Raw genomic sequence first — 19,928 nt, 5'->3', positions numbered from 1 at the left:
GATTATTGTTTTGGTCTGGCAGAGGATGTGTAACCCACGAACTCGTTATGCAGGGCGGCGGTGGCTTCCAGGCGGCGCTCGACGTCCGGGCCCAGTTGCTTGCACACCTCGTTCACCAGCAGGTGCACCAGCGACAGCATGGCTGCGGTGGATTCCCAGAACAGGTTGAACTCGGTGGGCACGCGGAATACTTCATCGGCGTTCTGCTCGGCCCAATCGCAGAACGTGTCGGTGACCAGGGTCACCGCGATCCCGGCCTCGCGGGCCTTGCGGCACAGGTGCAGGGCGTGGCGCGAATAGCGCCGGGCCTCGAACACCACCAGGGCGCAATCCCCCGGCTGGCTCAGCAGCACCTCGGCGTAATGCCCGGCGGCGCCGTCCACCAGATGCACGTCATCGCGCAGGTACTGCAGCAGGTGGACCATGGACGCGGCGATACCGCGCTCGGTCTGGAACCCGGCGACAAACACCTTGCGCCGGGTGGCCAGGCGCTGGGCCACGGTGATCCAGGCCGGGGTCAGGCTGTATTCATAGACTTTCATCAGGGCGCCGACTTCCAGCTCGAAGCTGCGCGGCAAACCCTGGGGCGCCTGGTTCGGCTGCTGGCGAAATTCCTGCAAGCGATCGCCCACCAGCCACGGGCCTTCGCCGAGGTCGTTTTTCAGGTCGTTCTTCAGGTCTTTGAAGTGGCTGTAACCGATGGCGCGGCAGAAACGCCCAACGCTGGATTCGCTGACGCCGAGCTTGTCGGCAATGTCGGCGGCGGTCTGGAAGGGCAGCTCGTAGAGGTTGGCCAGCATGTAGCTGGCAATGGCCCGGCCCGAAGCGGTGGCGCTCGACAGACTGCTTTCAAGGCGTTGTTTGATGGGCTGGCTCACGGCGAATTCCTGTGGTTGGACAGCGCGTGGAGTGGAAAATGAATGTTTTCTGTCATTAAGTCAATGTTTGACAGATAACTGGCGTGACGCGATAGTCAGGCCACTTCCAATAACAACTCCAACGGAGCCTGCGATGTCCGAAGCCACCCCCGTGCATGCCGAAATCGAGCACCTTGAGCTGTCCGAATTGACCCAGTTGCTGCAGCGCATTTTCCTGCGCCACGGCACCAGCGCCGAGGTCGCCCAGGTACTGGCCGACAACTGCGCCCGGGCGCAGCGCGACGGTTCCCACAGCCATGGGGTGTTTCGCATCCCGGGTTACCTGGCGTCCCTGGCCAGCGGCTGGGTCGATGGCCAGGCGCGGCCGGTGGTGGAGGATGTGGCCAGCGGTTTTATAGCCGTGGATGCGGCCAACGGTTTTGCCCAGCCGGCCCTGGCCGCGGCCCGCGAGGCCCTGATCGAGAAGGCGCGCAGTGCCGGGATCGCGGTGCTGGCGATTCGCAATTCCCACCACTTCGCCGCGCTCTGGCCCGATGTCGAGCCCTTTGCCGAAGCCGGCCTGGTGGCCCTGAGCGTGGTCAACAGCATGACTTGCGTAGTGCCCCACGGCGCCCAGCGGCCGCTGTTCGGCACCAACCCGATCGCCTTTGCCGCGCCGCGCGCCGGCGCCGACCCGATTGTGTTCGACCTGGCCACCAGCGCCATCGCCCATGGCGATGTGCAAATCGCCGCACGCAAGGGCGAGCAACTGCCGCCGGGCATGGGCGTCGATCGCCAGGGCCAGCCGACCTGCGACCCCAAGGCGATTCTCGAGGGCGGCGCCCTGTTGCCGTTTGGCGGGCACAAGGGCTCGGCGCTGTCGATGATGGTCGAGCTGCTGGCGGCGGCGCTGACCGGCGGCAACTTTTCCTTTGAATTCGACTGGTCCCGGCACCCCGGCGCGCAAACCCCCTGGACCGGCCAGTTGCTGATCGTCATCGACCCGAGCAAGTCCGGGGGCGGGCGCTTTGCCAGCCGCAGTGACGAGCTGGTGCGGCAGATGCAGGCGGTGGGCCTGGAGCGCCTGCCGGGCGACCGGCGTTATCGCAGCCGCGCCCAGGCCCGCGAGCAGGGGATCCCCCTGGCCGCCGACGAACTGGCCAAACTGCGTCAGTTGGCGGGTTGAGCCGCAAGTCGTTCATCCTCTCGGGCCGGGGTCTGTAGGCCTTAAGTTTTGCTCCCGGTCGCGGTCCGGTCTTACGTCGAGTTTGCCGGGCCCTGCCAGCCACTCCAAAGCAGCCGCCATTCAGCGCCAAGGCAGCATGGGCCTGGCCGCAGGTCCTTTTGATAATCGCCTCCGACATCTCGTCCCCCGTTTGCGGAGCGCGCCATGCATAACAATAAGAACTTGCGGCAGTCTTTCCTGCCGGCCCTGATCGCCGGCTTTTCGACCCTCGGCCTGAGCGCCATCGCCGAGGCCGAGATCATGCTGTACGACAAGGACCAGACCACCTTTTCCACCGACGGCTACATCAACGCCTTCTACGTCAACAGCGATGTCGACCGTGCCGGCGATCAGTACGACCGGCGCCAGGCCCGGGTCAAGATGGGCTTTTTGCCAAACTACCTGGGCTTCAACATGGGCAAGCAGGTGGACGACTTGAAGCTCGGGGCCCGCGCCTCGTTCTGGGTGACCATCAACGACAGCGAAACCAACGGCACCGACACCGCCATCGACGTGCGCCAGTTCTACGGCACCGTGGCCAACCCGGAGTGGGGCGAGGTGCTGATCGGCAAGGACTTCGGGCTGTTCGCCCGCTCCAACATCCTGCTCGATGAACTGCTCGCCGGTTACGGCCAGGTCAGCGACAGCCTGGGCCTGGTGGATGGCGGCGGGGTGTCGTTCGGCAATATCGGCAGTGGCTACCCGTACCCGTTCCCGACCTCGCAGATTACCTATCGCACCCCGGTGATGGACGGCCTGCGGGTCGCGGTGGGGATCATGGACCCGGTGGACACCAACGACAGCAGCCCGACCGGCAAGGCCTACCAGGAGAACCCGCGCACCGAGAGCGAGATCACCTACCAGTTCGACCTGGGCGGGGCCAAGGTCTACAGCTGGCTCAACGGCAGTTACCAGCGCTCGGACAACACCGACTCCACGGTCAAGTCCGTCACCTCCAAGGGCCTGGGTTATGGGGTGCAGGCCAAGATGGGCGGCTTGTCCCTGACCGGCTCGGGGTTCCAGGCCAAGGGCATCAACCCGTTCTTCACCAACAACGCCGGCGAAGCCACGTTGCGCAATGTCGACAGCAGCGGCTACCTGTTGCAGGGCTCCTACAAACTCGGCAAGAACCGCCTGGCGCTGTCCTACGGCAAGACCCGTGACGACGGCAACGGCGTGGTCGGCAGCGGCGCCGACTATGAAACCCGCGGCATCGCGCTGTTCCACGACATCAACGACAACCTCAAGCTGGTGGCCGAGTACAACCAGTTCGAAATCGATGGCCACGACACCAGCGCCCAGAACGAAAACACCGACACCTTCGCCGTCGGCGCGGTCCTCACCTGGTAACCCCCTGGCCCGGATCACGCCGTGCGCATCGCGGCGTGGCCCGGGCCGTCTGCCTGGCGCCGGCGGTCGGCGTCTCATCCCATTGAAGCGCCCACCCACTACCCAAGTAGCATTCGTCGGGCACGGGTGACTTCGTACACTCATGCCTCATACAGCGCACCCGCGGGAGGCGAAGATGCAACAAGCCCAGAGCGAGGGTGTCGTCAGCGCGATGTCCCAGGCCACCGATGTGCAGCAGGTCGCCCAGGAGCTGGCGCGGCAGCTGTTGCACCCGCACCTGGGGTTCGTGCTGTTTTTCTGTTCGGCCGAATATGACCTGCAGGCCCTGGGCCAGGCGCTGCATCAGGGGTTTGGCGGAATCCGCCTGGTGGGCTGCACCAGCGCCGGGGAGATTACCCCCCAAGGCTACGGGCGCAATTGCGTGACCGCGATCGGCTTCGACCACCGGCACTTCTCCATCGCCACCGAGCTGATCGACCAGATGGAGCACTTCAGCCTGATCGACGCCCAGCAGATGGTCGAGCGCCTGGTCAGCGACTGTCGCAGCAACACCCTGGCGCCGATCAAGGGCAACAGCTTTGCCCTGACCCTGCTCGATGGTTTGTCCAGCCGCGAAGAAATGGTCCTGGCGGCGCTGAGCGCGGCCCTGGGGGATATCCCGCATTTCGGCGGCTCGGCCGGCGACGACAACTACCTGACCCACACCCACGTCTACTTCGGCGGCGAGTTTCACAGCGGCGCGGCGGTGGTGGTGCTGGTCAATACCTGGCTGGATTTCGAGGTGTTCACCACCCACCACATCCTGCCGCGGGAAGAAAAACTGGTGGTCACCGGCGTCGACAGCAGCTTGCGTCGGGTCTACGAGCTCAACGCCGAACCGGCCGCCGAGGAATACGCGCGGCTGATCGGGGTGCCGGTGGCCGAACTCGACCACCGGGTATTTGCCGCCCACCCGCTGGCGGTGCGCATCAACCAGCACTACTACGTGCGCGCGGTGCAACAGGTGCACCCGGACCTGAGCCTGAGTTTTTACTGCGCGGTGGAAAACGGCATCGTCCTTACGGCCATGACCCCGGGGCCCTTGCTGCCCAACCTGCAAGCGCTGTTCGACGGCCTGCAACAGCGCCTGGGCGGGCTGCTGCTGACCATCGGCTGTGACTGCTTTTTGCGGCGCCTGGAGCTCGAAGACCGCGGCAGCCTGGACGAGATCGGGGCCTTTTTGCGCGAGCAGCGGGTGATGGGGTTCAACACCTACGGAGAACAGTTCAATGGCATGCATATCAACCAGACCTTTACCGGGGTTGCCATTGCCCGCAGCCGAACCCCCGCCAGCCGCTGAGCTGCAAGCCCAGGTCGCCCAGCTTGCAGAAGAGAACCGCAAGCTGCGGCGGATCAACGCTGCGCTGATCGAGCGGGTCGAGTCCGGGGTCACCCGGGGCAACGACCCTTATGCGGCGTTCCAGCATTCGGTGGTGTTGGCCGAACAGGTGCGCGAACGCACCGATGCGCTGAACCAGGCCATGGCCGAGCTCAAGGCCGGCAACCGCCTGTTGAGCGAGGCGCGGCTGCGGGCCGAGACCGCTCATCAGTACCTGATCGATGCCATTGAGAGTATTTCCGACGCCTTTGTGCTGTTCGACGACGAGCAGCGCATCGTGCTGTTCAACAGCCGGTTCAAGGCGTTCTGGAGCAACAGCCGGGTGCGGATCATGGCCGGCATGCGCCTGGCGGAAGTCAAGCGGCTGATGACCAGCACCGGGATGTTCAGCGAAGAACCCCGGGGCCACGGCGACGAACACCTGCTGTATCGCTTGCAGGACGGGCGCTGGTTGCAGATCAGCGAGCGGCCGACCCTGGAGGGCGGGCGGGTGATCCTGTTCACCGACATCACCGAGGTCAAGCTCAGCGAAACCCTGCGCCGCGAGCAGGCGGTGGCGCAGAAATCCCACCTGCTGCAACGGGCGGTGGACAACCTGTCCCAGGGCGTGGCCATGGTCAACGCCGAGGGCATCCTCGAGCTGTGGAACCGGCGTTTCCTGGAACTCAGCGGCCTGGCCCCGGTGGCGGCCCACCGGCCATTCGCCGAGGTCATTGCCGACAGCGAACTGAGCCTGCTGACCCCCGCCAGCCGCGACAGCAACGGGCGGGTGATCCATGAGTGCGAGCAGCGCCTGTACGACGGGCGCATGCTGGAAATCCGCACCCATCCGCTGCCCACCGGCGGTTTCGTCAACACCTTCACCGACATCACCGAGCGCTACCAGCACGCCGAGGCCCTGAGCGAAAGCGAGCGCTGGATCCGCCTGATCACCGACCATGTGCCGGCGCTGATCGCCTACCTCAACGCGGACCTGGTGTACGAGTTCACCAACAAGGTCTACGAGGAATGGTACTGCTGGCCGCGCGGGGTGATGCTCGGCCAGAGCCTGCGCGAGGTCCACAGCGAACAGCACTACCAGCGCCTGGAGTCCTACGTGGCGCGGGCCCTGGCCGGGGAGAGCGTGACCTTCGAGTTTCCGGAAACCAACATCAACAACCAGGAGCGCTACATGCTGCGTTCCTACGTGCCCAACCGCTTGGCCACGGGCGAGGTGGTGGGGATTTTCGTGCTGATCCGCGACATCACCGAACGCCGGCGCACCGCCGAGGCGCTGCACCAGGCCTATCAGAACCTGGAGCTGCGGGTCCGTGAACGCACCGCGGAATTGACCACCCTCAACCAGCAGCTGCTGCGGGAAATCGACGAGCGCAGCCGGGTCGAATCGCGCCTGCGGGAAGCCAAGCTGGAGGCAGAGCAGGCCAACCTGTCGAAAACCAAATTCCTCGCGGCGGTCAGCCATGACCTGCTGCAACCCTTGAACGCGGCGCGGCTGTTCACCAGCGCGCTGCTGGAGCGGCGCGAGCCCCAGGCCTGCCAGGTGCTGGTGCGCAATGTCAGCAATTCCCTGGAGGATGTGGAAAACCTGCTGGGGACTTTGGTGGATATTTCCAAGCTCGATGCCGGGGTGATCAAGGCCGATATCGCGCCGTTCGCCCTCAGCGAGCTGCTGGACAACCTGGCGGTGGAATACGCCCAGGTGGCGCGCAGCGAAGGCCTGGAGCTGCATTTTGTCGGCTGTTCGGCGCTGGTGCGCAGCGACATCCAGTTGCTGGCGCGGATCCTGCGCAACCTGCTGAGCAATGCCATTCGCTACACCGGCAGCGGGCGCGTGGTGCTCGGCTGCCGGCGTCAGCGCCAGCGGCTGTCGATCGAGGTGTGGGACAGCGGCATGGGCATCGCCGAAAACCGCCTCGAGGAAATCTTCCAGGAGTTCAAGCGCGGCGATGTGCAGCGCCCGGACCAGGACCGCGGGCTGGGCCTGGGGCTGGCGATCGTGGAGAAAATCGCCGGCATCCTCGGCCACCGGATACGCGTGCGCTCGTGGCCGGGCCGGGGTTCGATGTTCGCCGTCGAAGTGCCCCTCAGCGCCACCGCGCCCAAGGCCCTGCCCAGCCTGAACATGAGCGAACCGATGCTCGAACGCCTGCGGGGTGCGCGGGTGTGGGTGCTGGATAACGACGCGGCGATCTGCGCCGGCATGCGCACCCTGCTCGAAGGCTGGGGTTGCCGGGTGGTGACCGCTTTGTCCGAGCAGGACCTGGCGCGCCAGGTCGACAACTACCACGCCGAAGCCGACCTGCTGATCGCCGACTACCACTTGGACAACGACCAGAACGGCGTCGACGCCGTGGCCCGGATCAACGCCCGCCGCGCGTCGCCGATCCCGGCGCTGATGATCACTGCCAACTACAGCAATGAACTCAAACAGCAAATCCGCGAACTGGGCCACACCCTTATGCACAAACCCGTGCGCCCGATGAAACTCAAAACCGCCATGAGCCACCTTCTGGGGCCCAACCCGTAGCCGCTGTGCCTCCCAGACGCCGAGGCACGCAGGTCAATTGGGGGTGGGTGTTATTGAGGGCCAGCGTCCGAACGCGGCCCGAGCCTATCGGCAGCGGCTACAGGAGGTCGCGGCTGCCGGTTTCGGGTTGCAGACGCGACGGGCTCTCGGCTCAACGGCGCAGATAGGCGCCGAAGTCGATGTCGCCGGCGCTGAGGATGGCCTGCACGCGGTTGTGGACGTTGAGTTTGCGCAGGATGGCCGAGACGTGGGCTTTGACCGTGGTTTCGGCGATGTCCAGGGTGTAGGCGATCTGTTTGTTCGATTCGCCCTTGGTCATGCGTTCGAGCACCAGCAGTTGCTTGCGGGTCAGGGCCTGGAGCAGTTCCGGCGGGAAGCTGGGGTTTTCGTTCATGCGCCGCCCGGAGCTGCTCTTCTGGGTGCGGATGATGTCCGGCGGCAGGTACACGTTGCCGTTGAGGATCTGCTCGATGGCTTCGGTCATCTGCGAGCGTGGCGACGACTTGGTGATAAACCCCACCGCGCCATAGGTGATGGCCTGGAGCACGATCTGCTTGTCCTGCTCGGCCGAGACGATCACCACCGGGATGGTCGGCGCTTCGTTGCGCAGGTTGATCAGGCCGTTGAGGCCGTGCATGCCCGGCATGTTCAGGTCGAGCAGGATCAGGTCCAGGTCGTCGTGCTGCTGGGTCAGGGCCAGGGCGCTGTCCAGGTCGGCGGTTTCCATGACTTCGCTGCCGGGGAAACCGTCGCTGATAACGTTGTGGATCGCTTCACGAAACAGGGGGTGATCGTCGGCAATCAGAATTTTGTACATGGCCTTTCACCTCGTTATTTTTTGATTGTGGTGGGGCTGGAGCACGCGGGTAATGGCTCAGGGAAAGGGTTCGGGCTGGGCTGGCGACACGGGCAGGTTGGCGGCTTGCCAGGCGTCGAGGCCGTCGCGGTACCAATACAGGGTTTTATAGCCCAATGCTGCGGCGCGTTTTACCGCGTTCCAGCTCAACCAGCAATCGGATCGGCAATAAAAGACCAGCGGTTGTTCCAGGCGGCCGGCGCTGGCCTGTTGCAGGTGGCGGGCGAAGTAGGCCTGCCAGGGCGCGCCGAGTTCGCCGTCGCCGGTATTGGCCAGCCACAGGCTGCCGGGCAGGTTGGCGTGGGGTTCGTCCTCGATGAAGCGGCCTTGCAGCCATTGCCGGCGATAGACATCCACCAGCACCGGGCGCGGGGTTTGTTGCAGCAGCTGTTGCAGGGCCGGGGTGTCGATGATCTGTGCGCCGTCCAGCTGGTTCGGCGTCGGGCTGCGGTACAGGCTGGTGCGATAACCCTCGGCGGAAAACAGCGGGGTTTCGGCGTGCGCCGGGCCGGCCAGCAGGCTCAGCCAGGCAAGTGCCAGGCAGGGGCGTAACAGACAACGCAGGGCACGTGGCATAGGGCTTTTATCCTTCTTGTTATAGGCCCATTACATGCCACGGATGGAGCTTTGTGAATGCGACGATAGACAGTAAAACCGCTACGAAAGTACTGTTTTCGGCCCTCGACAGCGCCCGGCGGCGCCCTCAGCCCTGCTTGCGCAGCGCCGCGTGCTGCGGGTTGAAGGTCAGCACCGCCAGCAGCGAGAACACCAGGGTCAGGCCCAGGCACACCGCCAGGGCCAACGGGTTGAAGCGCTGGTACAGGGCAAAGCGCACCAGTTCCACCCCATGGCTGAAGGGGTTGAGGGCGCACAGCCAGTACAGCCATGGGCTGGCTTCGAGCATCTTCCACAGCGGGTACAGCGCCGACGACAGGAAGAACAGCGGGAAGATCACGAAATTCATCACCCCGGCAAAATTCTCCAGCTGGCGAATCGCATTCGACAGCAGCAACCCCAGGGCGCTCAGCATCAGGGCCACCAGCAGCAGCGCCGGCAAGGCCATCAGCAGGCCCATGGCCGGCGGCTGCACGCCGTACAGCCAGGCGATGGCCAGGAAGGCATAGACCTGCAGCAACGAAATCAGCGAGGTGGCCAACAGCTTGCTGGCCAGCAGGAAGGCCCGGGGCAGGGGGCTGGTGAGCAGCACCCGCATGCTGCCCATTTCCCGGTCGTAGACCATCGACAGCGAGCCCTGCATGCCGTTGAACAGCAAAATCATGCAGGCCAGCCCGGGGATGATGTAGACCTCATAGGGGATGTAGGTGTCGTAGGGCTCGATGATGGCGATGCCCAGTGCCGCGCGAAAGCCGGCGGCAAACACCAGCAACCACAGGAGCGGGCGCACCAGGGCACTGAGAAAACGCGTGCGCTGCAACACGAAACGCAGCCATTCGCGCAGCACGATACCGCTGAAACATTGCCAGTAGGCGTTCATCGGCCTGCGACTCCAGAAGGGGATGGGGCGGTGAGGCGGGCGAAGGCCGAATCGAGGTCGCCGCCGTGTTCCCGGCTCAATGCCGCAGCCTGTCCGCTGGCCACCAGCCGGCCCTGATGCAGGATCAGCAGGTCGTCGCTGGCCTGCACTTCGTCCAGCAGGTGGGTGGTCCAGAGCACGCTTAACTGCTGCTCGCGGCACAGGTTGCGGATGTGCTGGTTGAGGGCCAGGCGGCTGGCCGGGTCGAGGCCGGCGCTGGCCTCGTCGAGCAGTAACAGGCGCGGTTCATGCAACAGCGCGCGGGCGATTTCCACTCGCCGCCGGTGCCCGCCATTGAGTTCGCGGACCCGCTCCCGGCGGCGCTCGGCGAGGCCCTGGCGCGCCAGCTCAGCCTCGATTCGGGCACTGCTCTGGCGCCGTGACAAACCGTGCAACGCCGCGTGGTAACGCAGGTTCTGCTCAATGCTCAGGTCCAGGTCCAGGGTGCTTTGCTGGAACACCACACCCAATTGGCGCAAGGCCGGGCGCGGCGCCTCGCGCAGGGAATGACCGCCGACCCGGATCTCGCCCTGCTGCACGTCATACAGCCGGGTGAGCAAGGCAATCAGGGTCGACTTGCCGGCGCCATTGGGCCCCAGCAGCGCGGCAAAACGCCCGGGCTCGAGGCTGAAGCTGACCTGTTTCAGGGCTTCGCGCGGGCCGTAGGCAAAGCTCAGCTGGCTGACCTCCAGGGCATTCATGGGGTGACCACCACGCCCCACGGATAACGCCCGACCTTGATCGATTTCAGCACCTTGCGGCTTTGCACATCGATCACCGAGACGTCGCCGCTGACGCCGTTGGTGGCCAGCAGTTGGCGCTGGTCCGGGGTAAATGCCAACTGCCAGACGCGCCGGCCCACCAGCAGGTAGTCGAGGATCTCGAAGGTCTTGGCGTCGATCACCGCCACATGGTTGGCCGGGCCCAGGGCGACGAAAGCGTACTGGCCGTCGGCACTGAGCTTGATCCCCACCGGCTGCACTTTGTCGGGGTGCACGCCCTTGATCTGGAAGTTCAGGGTCTTGAGGATCTTGCGTGTGGCGACGTCGAGAATGGTCACCGTGCCGCCGATTTCCGCCGAGGCCCAGAGCTGCGAACCGTCCTGGTTGAACTCGACAAAGCGCGGGCGCTGATCCACCAGGGTGCTGTCGGCCAGGGTCTGGGTGCTGGTGTCGATCCAGTGCAGCATGTTGGTGGTTTCACTGGTGTTGACCGCCCACTTGCCGTCGGGGCTGACCGCCATGCCTTCGGGCTCGACCCCGACATTGATCTGGCCGATGACCTTGGAGGTCTCGGTATCGATCACCGTCACCAGCGCATCGTCCTCGTTGGACACATACAGCCAGCGGTTGTTGGGGTGCAGGGCGAACTGCTCGGGGTCCTTGCCGGACGGCAGTTCCTTGATGATCTTGCGCGTGGCCACGTCCATCACCTGGACCCGGTCCGAGTCACTGGCGCAGATGTACAGCAGCTTATTGTCGTGGGACAGCAGCAACCCGCGCGGGCGCTGGCCCACGGGCAGGGTCTCGGTGACTTGCAGGGTCTGCATGTCGATCAGGCTCAGGCTGTTGTCTTTCTCGTTGGAGACCCAGGCGGTGGCGGCCGCGGCGTTTCCGGCAGCGAGCAGCAGGGCGCATGAGAGCAGGGTGCGGCGCATGGCGGATTCCTTGTTGTTGTGTTTATGGGATCAGGGGTAGCGGCAGGTCACCTCGGGCTTGTCGTAGCCCAGGCTGTCCATTTCATTGAAGGGGTGCAGGAAGCCGTCCTGGGGCGAGGTGCTGACCAGTGCCCGGGGTTGGACGATGGGGATCGGTTGGCGCAGCTGGCCGTTCCACGGGCGATAGCTGAGCTTGCGGCCCTTGAAGCCGTCCAGGGGCAACTGCTCGGACAGCTCCAGTTGCTGGATGGCCACGGGGTCGGCCTGGCGCAATTTGCTGACGGCGCTGGCGATGCTGCGCACGGCGATCCAGGCGGCGAAGTCCCGGTCGTTCATCCAGCGCCCGGCCAGGGCCTCGAAGCGTTTCTGCAATTGCGCGGCGCCGTAGGTTTCCACCGTCTTGTGCCAGCCGGTGGGCGTCAGGCCCTGGGTCCCGGCCACCGGCCGCGGGTACCAGGTCTGGTACGGCACGTACTCGCCGAAATCACCGCGTTCGTCGGCCACCAGCACCACGTCGTATTCGGCGGTCTGGGTGAACAGCGGCATGTCGGCCTGGGCGCTGCGGCGCTGGTCGTTGTCGAAGCTCCAGGGTTTTTCGGCGACGATCTTTACCCCGAAACGCTTGCTGGCGCGGCGCAGGGCGGCAGCATAGGCCTCGTCGTCCGGGGTCTGGCCGACGATCAGCAGCGCGCGCTGCCATTTGCGCACGGCCATGAATTGCACCAGTGCGTCGGCCAGCATGGCCCGGCTCGGCAGGCTGTGCAGCACGTTACCCAGGCAGGCGGTGCTGCGCAGGCTGTCATCGGCGCTGCCGGCGTTGAACAGCAGGCTGTCGGGCAGGGCGGCGCTGAGCTGGCGCAGGCTGGCCGCCGGCGCATTGACCACGAACAGCCGCAGGCCTTCGGCGTGCTGGGCCTGGGCGGCTTGCAGCAGGGCCTCGGGGCTGTCGACGCTGGCGCTGCGCAGTTGGTAGTCGTGCTTGAGAAAACGCCCGGTGCTGTTGCTGTCCTCAATCGCCAATTGCGCGCCGCGCTCACCGGCGTCCTTGGGCTCGGGGATGACGTTGGACAGCAGCGGGCCGGGGTCGGGGCGATAGCCCAGGTAGCCGATGCGCACGCTCAGGGTGCCCTCGTCGGCCTGGCTTTGGGTCGCCAGCAACGCGGCGCTGGCAATCGCCAGCAAGTAGATCAAGGCGTAACTGACGAGCTGGCGCATGGGGCACTCCGCTAGGGGAGGCGTCAGCATAGGAAGCCCTGGCGGGCGGGGAAATATGCAGAAAGTACCGCTCGGCCAGTACCAAGGTAGTACCCCGCTGGCTCCGGCGCGGTTTTAGCATGAGGGCAACGGTCACCTGGCGCGCCACCTTCCTTGCATCGCCACCTTGGAGAGCACCGAACATGCGGATTCTCAAAGCGTTGCTGTTGCCGCTGTTACTGATCCTGAGCCTGATCGGCGTCGACAAACTGCACCCGGCGCGACCCTTGCAGACCCTGGTCGCGCCTGCAGTGCCGGGGCGTTAGGGATGTCGGCACTGTGGCGAATCAACCTCTGGGTGACGGCGTTTTTCGCCCTGGTCACGTTGGCCTGCATGGCGCTGCTGCTGCACCAGGCGGTGGCGGATGTGGAGCGCGAGCTGCAATCGGCCGAGGCGGTGGTGCAGTACCTGGGGGAAACCGCCGAGCGCGATCCGGCCAGCCTGCAACCGCGCCTGACCCGCAGCCTGCGCCATGTGCGGGTGCACTGGCTGGCGCCGGGCGAGTCCCTGGAACTGGCGCCTGAACAGGGGCTGGATGGCTGGCTCGGTCGCCAACTGTTCGACGGCAGCCGCCGCAGCCATAAGGTGCTGGACTTGAGCGATGGGCGCCGGGTGCTGATCGGCGTCGACCCCAGCGATGAGATCGATGAAGTCTGGGATTCATTGCAGCAACTGCTGAGCCTGTGTGGCCTGGCGCTGTTGCTCAGCCTGCTGACCATCCGCTGGGCGGTGCGCCGCGGCATGGGCCTGCTGGATGACCTGCTGCGCGCCTTGCGGCAAGTGTCGGGCGGGCAACTGGCGGTGCGCCTGCGGGCCGAGGGCCTGCCCGAGGCGCGGCAGCTGGCCGGCCACTTCAACCACATGGTCGAGGCCCTGGAACAGGCCCGGGCCGATAACACGCACCTGACCCAGGCCCTGCTGGCGGTGCAGGAACAGGAGCGCACCCACCTGGCCCAGACCCTGCACGATGACCTCGGGCAATACCTGGCGGGGATTCGCGCCCAGGCCTGCCTGCTGCGGGTGGTGACCGACCAGCCGGCGCTGCTGGCGCAGACGGTGCAAGCGCTGGAATCCAACTGCGAACACCTGCAACAGGGCTTTCGCGCCCTGGTGCACGACCTGTATCCGGTGGTGCTGCAACACCTGCCGCTGGACCAGGCCCTGGGCCTGTTGGTGGAGCATTGGCGGGGCAGCCAGGGCATCGATTGCCAACTGCGGGTGGATCAATACCTGCCGCCGCTGTCGATGCCGAGCAAGACCCATCTGTACCGGCTGCTCCAGGAAGCCCTGACCAACGTCGCCCGCCACGCCGGGGCGAGCCAAGTACGGGTGCGCCTGCAACACCGCGCCGGGCGCCTGCGCCTGTCGATCCGCGACAACGGCCGTGGCGCCCGGCAGCCGCAGCAGCCAGGGGTGGGCCTGCATTCGATGTTCGAACGCGCCCGCAGCCTGGGTGGCGAGCTGCGCATCAACAGTCAGCCCGGCGCCGGTTGGGCGCTGGCCTTGAGCATTCCCTTGGAGGCGTGATGAATATTTTGCTGGTCGATGACCACGCGGTGGTCCGCCAGGGCTATGCCAGCCTGCTGCGGGCCTTGTTGCCGGCGATCCAGGTCCGCGAAGCGGCCACGGGCGAGGAAGCCCTGGTTCGAGTCCAGGAAGAGGTGCCGAACCTGGTGATCATGGATTTCGGCCTGCCCGGCATCAGCGGCCTGGAAACCACTCGGCGCCTGCGCCAGCGTTTGCCGCAGCTGCGGGTGCTGTTCTTCAGCATGCATGACGAGCTGCCGCTGGTGCGCCAGGCGCTTGATGCAGGGGCCTCAGGCTACCTGACGAAAAACTCAGCACCTGAGGTGTTGATCGAGGCGGTGCGCAGAATCCTCGCGGGGCACGCCTACATCGAACAACCCCTGGCCACGCAACTGGCCTGCACCCCCCAGCAGAACGCCAGCGACCCGCGCCTGCAAAGCATGACCCAGCGCGAACTGGAGATTTTTGTGATGTTGGCTAAGGGCACACCGGCGCGGTTGATTGCGCAGCAGCTGTGTATCAGTGCGAAAACGGTGTCCAACTACCTGACCATGCTCAAGAGCAAATTGCAGGTTAGTTCTCATGCGGAGTTGGTGCATTTGGGGATTGATATGGGGGTGGTGAGGGTGGCTGGGTGATTTTTTGGGGGGGGAGGCGGATCCGTTGCTGCGGTAACGGCTACTTAGGGTTTCGCCCTTACGGCGAGTCCCTTTTGTCAAACGCCCGGAATGCCGGCCCAGCCAAAAGGAACCAAAAGGTCTCGCCCCGAGCGTACGGCCCTCGCTGCGCTCGGGTTCCCTCGTTCCGGCGTCCCTCAGGGGGCATCGCTTCCAGCGACGTCCTCGACTGCGTCGAGGGGCGCTACGCGCCAATCCCCTGATGAACACCTCCACTCGGCCTGCCGAAGGGGCGGGTGGATCAAGATCAAAAGCAGATCAAAAGCCAAAGCCAAAGCCAAAGCAAGGCACGCAAGTCCTGTAGCCGCTGCTGAGGTACGAGGCTGCGTTGGCCGGTGTGGGCGCCATGTTTTTATCCGGATTTATTGTGTGCCTGTGAGGGCCAGCGTCCGAACGCGCCCCGAGCCTGCGGCAGCGGCAGATGGTCGAGGGAGGTGTCGCTCCAGGCCGGCCAAATTTTGATCTGAGCGCCCCGTTAAACCACGCTGGCCGAACGCAGGCAGTGAGCCGTAGGCAACCCGGCAGGACGCCGGGTTAGCCGCGCTGGGCCAAGGATGGCCCATCGCGGCGGCCCACGGATCAATGCCTTCGTTCGGGCATGCCGAGCCGAAGCGAGGCACCGAGTGGTGGGGCAAGAGCGTTTTGCTTACTTTTGCGCTTTTCAAAAGTGAGCCGCTGTAAGAGCGGAACCCATAGTCGCCACACCCGCAGCAACGGATCTACCCCCAATCCCAAGCCCCCCTACTTACCCCAACTCCCCGGACACCCCCCACACCCCTCCATATTCGCATCCTGAAAATTCGCATAATGCTGCCTTGACCCACTCAAATTCGCCCCCTCCAGATTGCTCTCGCCAAACTTGGCCTCCTGCAAATTGGCATCCCTCAAATCCGCCCCCTGCAAATCCGCCTTGCTCAACCAGGTCATTTCCAGGTCGGCAGCCTGCAGATTGGCCTGGTGCAACTTGGCCCCGGACAACCTGGCAAATTGCAGATACGCACCGCTCAAATTGGCGTTCTGAAACTGCGCCCCCTGGGCAAACATCCCCCAGCCCTGAATCGACATCAGCTTGGCACCCGTAAAATCCGCCAGGCGCAGGTTGCTCTGCTGCAAGCTGGCGCGGGTCAGGTTGGCGCCTTGCAGCTGGGCTTTTTCCAGGTTGGCCAGGTCCAGCTGGGCATGGCGCAGGTCGGCATCGCGCAGGTCGGCGCCGGCCAGGTTCATCTTGCGCAGGTCCTGGTTGGCCAGGTTGGCCCCGCGCAAGTTGGCGCCAGGGCACTGGCTGGATTCGTCGATCAGGCAACCGTTGACGGTCAGGGGGACATCGTTGCCGTCGTCGTCGACATTCACCGCGAAGGCAGGGGAGAGGGTCAGCAGCAGGGCCAGTGGCAGATAGTTCATGGTGCGGTTCTCCAGGCTGGAGTGAAGGCGGGTGTGGTGAGGGCGCTGGCTGCCGCTCGACTGGCCGGCGCCCCGGGGCGTAGCCGGGGGGCACCCGGCCCACGCGCTATGCCTGAGCTAGCGTGTGGGCGGGTTTCGAGGCCGCAGCGCGACCCAGAGGGGGCAAGCGCCCTCGCCACAGGTCGGTTAGCGTTGGGCGGTCTTGGTGTCCCAGCTCGGGATCTTGAACACCCAGAACGAACCGCCTTGCGCCACCGGCTTGGTCAGCTCAGCCATGTCGCCACCCCACAGCGGCACCGCGCCGCCATAACCCACGGTCACGCCGATGTACTGCTCGCCATCCTGTTCCCAGGTGATCGGTGGCGAAACGATGCCGCTGCCGGTCTGGAACTTCCACAGCTCCTTGCCGGTTTTCGCGTCGAAGGCCTTGAAGAAACCGTCGCCGGTGCCGGTGAACACCAGGTTGCCCTTGGTCGCCAATACGCCCGCCCACAGCGGCAGGTGTTCCTTGTGCTCCCACACCACCTTGCCGGTGGTCGGGTTCATCGCGCGCAGGGTGCCGACGTGGTCGTCATACATGCGCTTGATGCGGAATCCCATCCCCAGGTAGGCCGAGCCTTTCTTGTAGTTGACCTCCTCGGTCCAGTACTCCTCCTTCCACTGGTTGCCCGGGATGTAGAACAGCCCGGTGTCCTGGCTGTAGGCCATGGGGTTCCAGTTCTTGCCACCCAGGAACGGCGGCGAGACTTCCACCGGCTTGCCCTTGGTTTCACCCGGCAATGGCTTGGCCGGACGCTGGCCTTCGTTTTCCACGGGGCGCCCGGTCTTCAGGTCGATATGGCTGGCCCAGGTGATGTTGTCGACGAAGGGGAAGGCGTTCTGCAGTTTGCCGTTGTTGCGGTCCACGACGTAGAAGAAGCCGTTGCGGTCGGCGTGACCGGTGGCCTTGACCACCTTGCCGTCCTTGTCCTTGTAGTCGAACAGCACCAGCTCGTTGTTGCCGGAGAAGTCCCAGGCATCGTTCGGCGTGTGCTGGTAGAACCACTTGACCTCGCCGGTGCTCGGGTCGACGCCGACCTGGCCCGAGGTGTAGAGGCTGTCGTAGTCGTGGGGGTTGCCGTCTTTCGAGGTCCGGGCCCAGGTGTTCCATGGGCCTGGGTTGCCGGCGCCGACGATGATGGTGTTGGTCTCGGCATCGAAGCTCGCGCTCTGCCAGGGGGCACCGCCGCCGTGGCTCCAGGCTTCGACCTTGCCGGTTTCGGTGGTCTTGTCATCGGGCCAGGACGGCGCCTTGACGTCGCCGGTGGTGGTGCTGTCCTTGCCATTCAGGCGGCCCATGTGGCCTTCGACGAAAGGCCGCATCCACACCTCTTCACCGGTGTCCGGGTCGCGGGCGAACAGTTGGCCGACCACGCCGAATTCATCGCCGGAGCTGCCGTGGATCAGCAGCACCTTGCCGGTCACCTTGTCTTTGATCAGCACCGGGGCGCCGGTCATGGTGTAGCCGGCGCTGTGGTCGCCGAATTTCTTGTTCCACACCACTTTGCCGGTGTTTTTGTCGAGGGCGATCAGGCGCGCATCGAGGGTGCCGAAGTAGATCTTGTCGCCGAAGATCGCCGCCCCGCGGTTGACCACGTCGCAGCACGGACGGATGTTGTCCGGCAGGCGGTGGTTATAGGTCCACAGGCGCTTGCCGGTCTTGGCGTCGAGGGCGAACACCCGGGAATAGGAACCGGTGACGTAGACCACGCCGTCGCTGACGATGGCCTGGGATTCCTGGCCGCGCTGTTTTTCGTCACCGAAGGAGTAGGACCAGGCCGGGGTCAGCTTGAACACGTTCTTGTCGTTGACCTGGGCCAGGGGGCTCCAGCGCTGGGCATTGGTGCCCATGCCGTACTGCAGCACGTCCTTGGTGGTCAGGTGATCGTTGGCGATGTCTTCCCAGGTCACGTTCTTGGTGGCAGGCGCCGCCGGGGCAGTGGCGGCCACGGCGGCCGAGGTCAGCGACAGGCTGCTGACCAGCAAAAAGGCTTGCACAGACAGGGTCAGGGGCGAAAGGGCGGGTAGCGATCTTATTGTCATGGTTGCAGTTCCCAGTGGAGGTTTTGGCCTGCATAGGGTGGGTTGCCGCCGGTTTTGCAGATACGGAAAAAGTCCCGCCCTTGCCGGGAAAAGTTCCCAGGCGGCACATGATTTAGGCCCTCGCCACAAGCCCTACTACCAAGGGAGTAGGGGCCGACCACCAAAGCAGCATACGGCTGGCGCGGGGCTGTTCCTAAGATGGCGGCATAGCCTCTGTAGAGAGGTCTTGCGTGCAATCTTGAGGGCATAACAATGACAACAAAACGCAACGCCTTGCTCGCGGTAGGGCTCCTGGCCGGGTTGATCAGTACCGGTGCTGTCTGGGCCCATGGCAACGTGGTGCCGCAGGCGGTGGAAACCAAAGGCCTGACCCCTGTCAAGGACGCAGGCGTGACCGTGGATGGCGACGGCTGGGCGGCGGTCAACCCGTACCGCACCTCCGCGGAACACGACAAGGCGGTGGAAATCGGCGCCTCGGCCTACAACCAGAACTGCGCGGCCTGCCATGGCCTGGAAGCCAAGTCCGGCGGTATCGCCCCCGACCTGCGCATGCTCGACGTCGGCGAAGCCGGCGATGAGTGGTTTGTCGAACGCGTGCGCCATGGCGCCGTGCGCGACGGTCGGGTGTACATGCCGAAAATGGCCGACTACCTGAGCCAGGAAGCCCTGTGGGCCGTGCGCACTTACCTGGACAGCGTGCACGTCGAGGAGTAAGCGCCATGCGCCTGTTTGCCGCGCTGTTGACCGGCCTGCTGCTGTGCTGCCAGGCGGCGCAGGCGCAGGTGCGCACCTTCGACCAGATGATCGCCGACGGCGAATTGAAGGTCGCGGTCTACAAGGATTTTGCCCCCTACAGCTTCGAGGACCAGGGCCAGGCCAAGGGGGTCGACGTCGAGTTGGCGCAAGCCCTGGCCAAGGCCCTGGGCGTGCGCCTGCAACTGATCTGGGCGCCGCCCGGGGAAAAACTCGACGACGACCTGCGCGACTACATCTGGCGCGGCAGCCAGCTGCGCAACCAGCAGTTGGCCGACCTGATGATGCGCGTGCCCTACGACCACGACTACGCGCAAAAACGCAATGAACTGGGGGAGCTGAACAATGACCATGTGGTGATGTTCGGCCCGTACCAGAGCGAGTGCTGGCAGGTGGCCTATGACCGGCGCCGCCTGGACTCGGTGGCCAGCGTGGCGGTGTTCGAACAGCACCCGATCGGGGTCGAGGTCGACAGCGTGCCGTCGTTTTACCTGACCTCGGTGTTCAACGGCATGCTCAGTGCCAAGACCCATCATTACCCCGATGTCGGCCAGGCCTTTGCCGCGATGAAAGCCGGCGAGGTGGACGCCGTCATGGCCATGCGCGGCGAAATCGACTGGCAGGTGCACCGCGCCGCCGACCCGCAACTGGCGCTCGCCGAAAACGCCTACCCGAACATGGGCAAGCAGCTGTGGGAGATCGGCATGGCGGTGCATGAAAGCAATCGCCAGCTGGCCTACGCCGTGGAAGAGGCCCTGGAAGGGCTGATCCGCGACGGCACGCTCAAGGCGCTCTACGCCGGCTACGGCCTGCGTTACGAAGTCCCGCAGATGTATCAATAGGAGCGTG

18 protein-coding genes are annotated in these 19,928 nt (G+C 65.0%); 9 read left to right on the top strand and 9 right to left on the bottom strand.

Annotated features, from left to right (window positions below; genetic code table 11):
* Positions 1–2: 2 nt before the first annotated feature.
* Positions 3–878 (bottom strand): MurR/RpiR family transcriptional regulator, encoded by an 876-nt coding sequence (locus CF161_RS28060; RefSeq protein ID WP_020300015.1) that lies wholly within the window; start codon positions 876–878, stop codon positions 3–5.
* Positions 879–1,011: 133 nt separating this feature from the next.
* Here CF161_RS28060 and CF161_RS28055 point away from each other — a divergent pair, with 133 nt between their 5' ends.
* From CF161_RS28055 to nahK, 4 genes are all read left to right on the top strand, one after another.
* Entirely contained in the window at positions 1,012–2,043 is a 1,032-nt protein-coding gene (locus CF161_RS28055; RefSeq protein ID WP_020300014.1) for an Ldh family oxidoreductase, read from the top strand.
* Positions 2,044–2,247: 204 nt separating this feature from the next.
* Positions 2,248–3,432, top strand: a complete 1,185-nt coding sequence (locus CF161_RS28050) for a porin (RefSeq protein ID WP_020300013.1) — start codon at positions 2,248–2,250, stop codon at positions 3,430–3,432.
* A gap of 175 nt (positions 3,433–3,607) precedes the next feature.
* Complete coding sequence (nosP, locus tag CF161_RS28045; protein ID WP_020300012.1) at positions 3,608–4,771, top strand: nitric oxide-sensing protein NosP; 1,164 nt, start codon at positions 3,608–3,610, stop codon at positions 4,769–4,771.
* A complete protein-coding gene (nahK, locus tag CF161_RS28040) occupies positions 4,701–7,337 on the top strand; it encodes a hybrid sensor histidine kinase/response regulator NahK/ErcS' (RefSeq protein WP_177326813.1) in 2,637 nt (878 codons plus the stop codon). Before nosP ends, nahK begins: the two co-directional genes overlap by 71 nt.
* 151 nt (positions 7,338–7,488) lie before the next feature.
* Here nahK and CF161_RS28035 read toward each other — a convergent pair whose 3' ends face one another.
* From CF161_RS28035 to CF161_RS28010, 6 genes are all read right to left on the bottom strand, one after another.
* Positions 7,489–8,154, bottom strand: a complete 666-nt coding sequence (locus CF161_RS28035; protein ID WP_020300010.1) for a response regulator transcription factor — start codon at positions 8,152–8,154, stop codon at positions 7,489–7,491.
* Positions 8,155–8,211: 57 nt separating this feature from the next.
* Positions 8,212–8,769: a PQQ-dependent catabolism-associated CXXCW motif protein gene (locus tag CF161_RS28030; RefSeq protein WP_020300009.1), complete on the bottom strand. Its 558-nt coding sequence runs from the start codon at positions 8,767–8,769 to the stop codon at positions 8,212–8,214.
* Positions 8,770–8,896: 127 nt separating this feature from the next.
* Positions 8,897–9,688 carry an ABC transporter permease gene (locus CF161_RS28025; protein WP_020300008.1) on the bottom strand — a complete coding sequence of 264 codons (792 nt, stop codon included), beginning with the start codon at positions 9,686–9,688 and terminating at the stop codon, positions 8,897–8,899.
* Positions 9,685–10,428, bottom strand: a complete 744-nt coding sequence (locus CF161_RS28020) for an ABC transporter ATP-binding protein (RefSeq protein ID WP_020300007.1) — start codon at positions 10,426–10,428, stop codon at positions 9,685–9,687. The genes CF161_RS28025 and CF161_RS28020 overlap by 4 nt, the downstream gene beginning before the upstream one ends.
* Positions 10,425–11,384: a YVTN family beta-propeller repeat protein gene (locus CF161_RS28015; RefSeq protein ID WP_020300006.1), complete on the bottom strand. Its 960-nt coding sequence runs from the start codon at positions 11,382–11,384 to the stop codon at positions 10,425–10,427. Before CF161_RS28015 ends, CF161_RS28020 begins: the two co-directional genes overlap by 4 nt.
* 30 nt (positions 11,385–11,414) lie before the next feature.
* On the bottom strand, positions 11,415–12,599 hold the full coding sequence (locus tag CF161_RS28010) for an ABC transporter substrate-binding protein (protein ID WP_020300005.1): 1,185 nt from the start codon (positions 12,597–12,599) through the stop codon (positions 11,415–11,417).
* A 182-nt stretch (positions 12,600–12,781) separates the two neighbouring features.
* Between CF161_RS28010 and CF161_RS33495 the strand changes: the two genes are divergently transcribed.
* From CF161_RS33495 to CF161_RS28000, 3 genes are read left to right on the top strand one after another with little or no spacing between them, the layout of a single operon-like run.
* The gene (locus CF161_RS33495) at positions 12,782–12,904 is read left to right on the top strand and encodes a hypothetical protein (RefSeq protein WP_020300004.1); all 123 of its coding nucleotides are present in this window, start codon (positions 12,782–12,784) and stop codon (positions 12,902–12,904) included.
* Between the two features lie 2 nt (positions 12,905–12,906).
* Positions 12,907–14,166 carry a histidine kinase gene (locus CF161_RS28005; RefSeq protein ID WP_020300003.1) on the top strand — a complete coding sequence of 420 codons (1,260 nt, stop codon included), beginning with the start codon at positions 12,907–12,909 and terminating at the stop codon, positions 14,164–14,166.
* Positions 14,166–14,804: a response regulator transcription factor gene (locus tag CF161_RS28000; RefSeq protein WP_020300002.1), complete on the top strand. Its 639-nt coding sequence runs from the start codon at positions 14,166–14,168 to the stop codon at positions 14,802–14,804. The genes CF161_RS28005 and CF161_RS28000 overlap by 1 nt, the downstream gene beginning before the upstream one ends.
* A gap of 780 nt (positions 14,805–15,584) precedes the next feature.
* On the opposite strand, the gene CF161_RS27995 is transcribed toward CF161_RS28000, so the two are convergent.
* Entirely contained in the window at positions 15,585–16,244 is a 660-nt protein-coding gene (locus tag CF161_RS27995; protein ID WP_020300001.1) for a pentapeptide repeat-containing protein, read from the bottom strand.
* A 186-nt stretch (positions 16,245–16,430) separates the two neighbouring features.
* Positions 16,431–18,326 (bottom strand): quinoprotein ethanol dehydrogenase, encoded by a 1,896-nt coding sequence (gene exaA, locus CF161_RS27990; protein ID WP_078473730.1) that lies wholly within the window; start codon positions 18,324–18,326, stop codon positions 16,431–16,433.
* Between the two features lie 252 nt (positions 18,327–18,578).
* Here exaA and pedF point away from each other — a divergent pair, with 252 nt between their 5' ends.
* Together pedF and CF161_RS27980 are read left to right on the top strand one after the other, a co-directional pair.
* Entirely contained in the window at positions 18,579–19,040 is a 462-nt protein-coding gene (pedF, locus tag CF161_RS27985; RefSeq protein WP_020299999.1) for a cytochrome c-550 PedF, read from the top strand.
* Between the two features lie 5 nt (positions 19,041–19,045).
* Positions 19,046–19,921, top strand: a complete 876-nt coding sequence (locus CF161_RS27980) for an ABC transporter substrate-binding protein (RefSeq protein ID WP_020299998.1) — start codon at positions 19,046–19,048, stop codon at positions 19,919–19,921.
* Positions 19,922–19,928: the final 7 nt, after the last annotated feature.

The organism is Pseudomonas sp. CF161, assembly GCF_000416215.1.
Classification (GTDB): Bacteria; Pseudomonadota; Gammaproteobacteria; order Pseudomonadales; family Pseudomonadaceae; genus Aquipseudomonas.
Note: the sequence above shows the minus strand (reverse complement) of the source record. Positions and strands in the feature narration are given on the sequence as shown.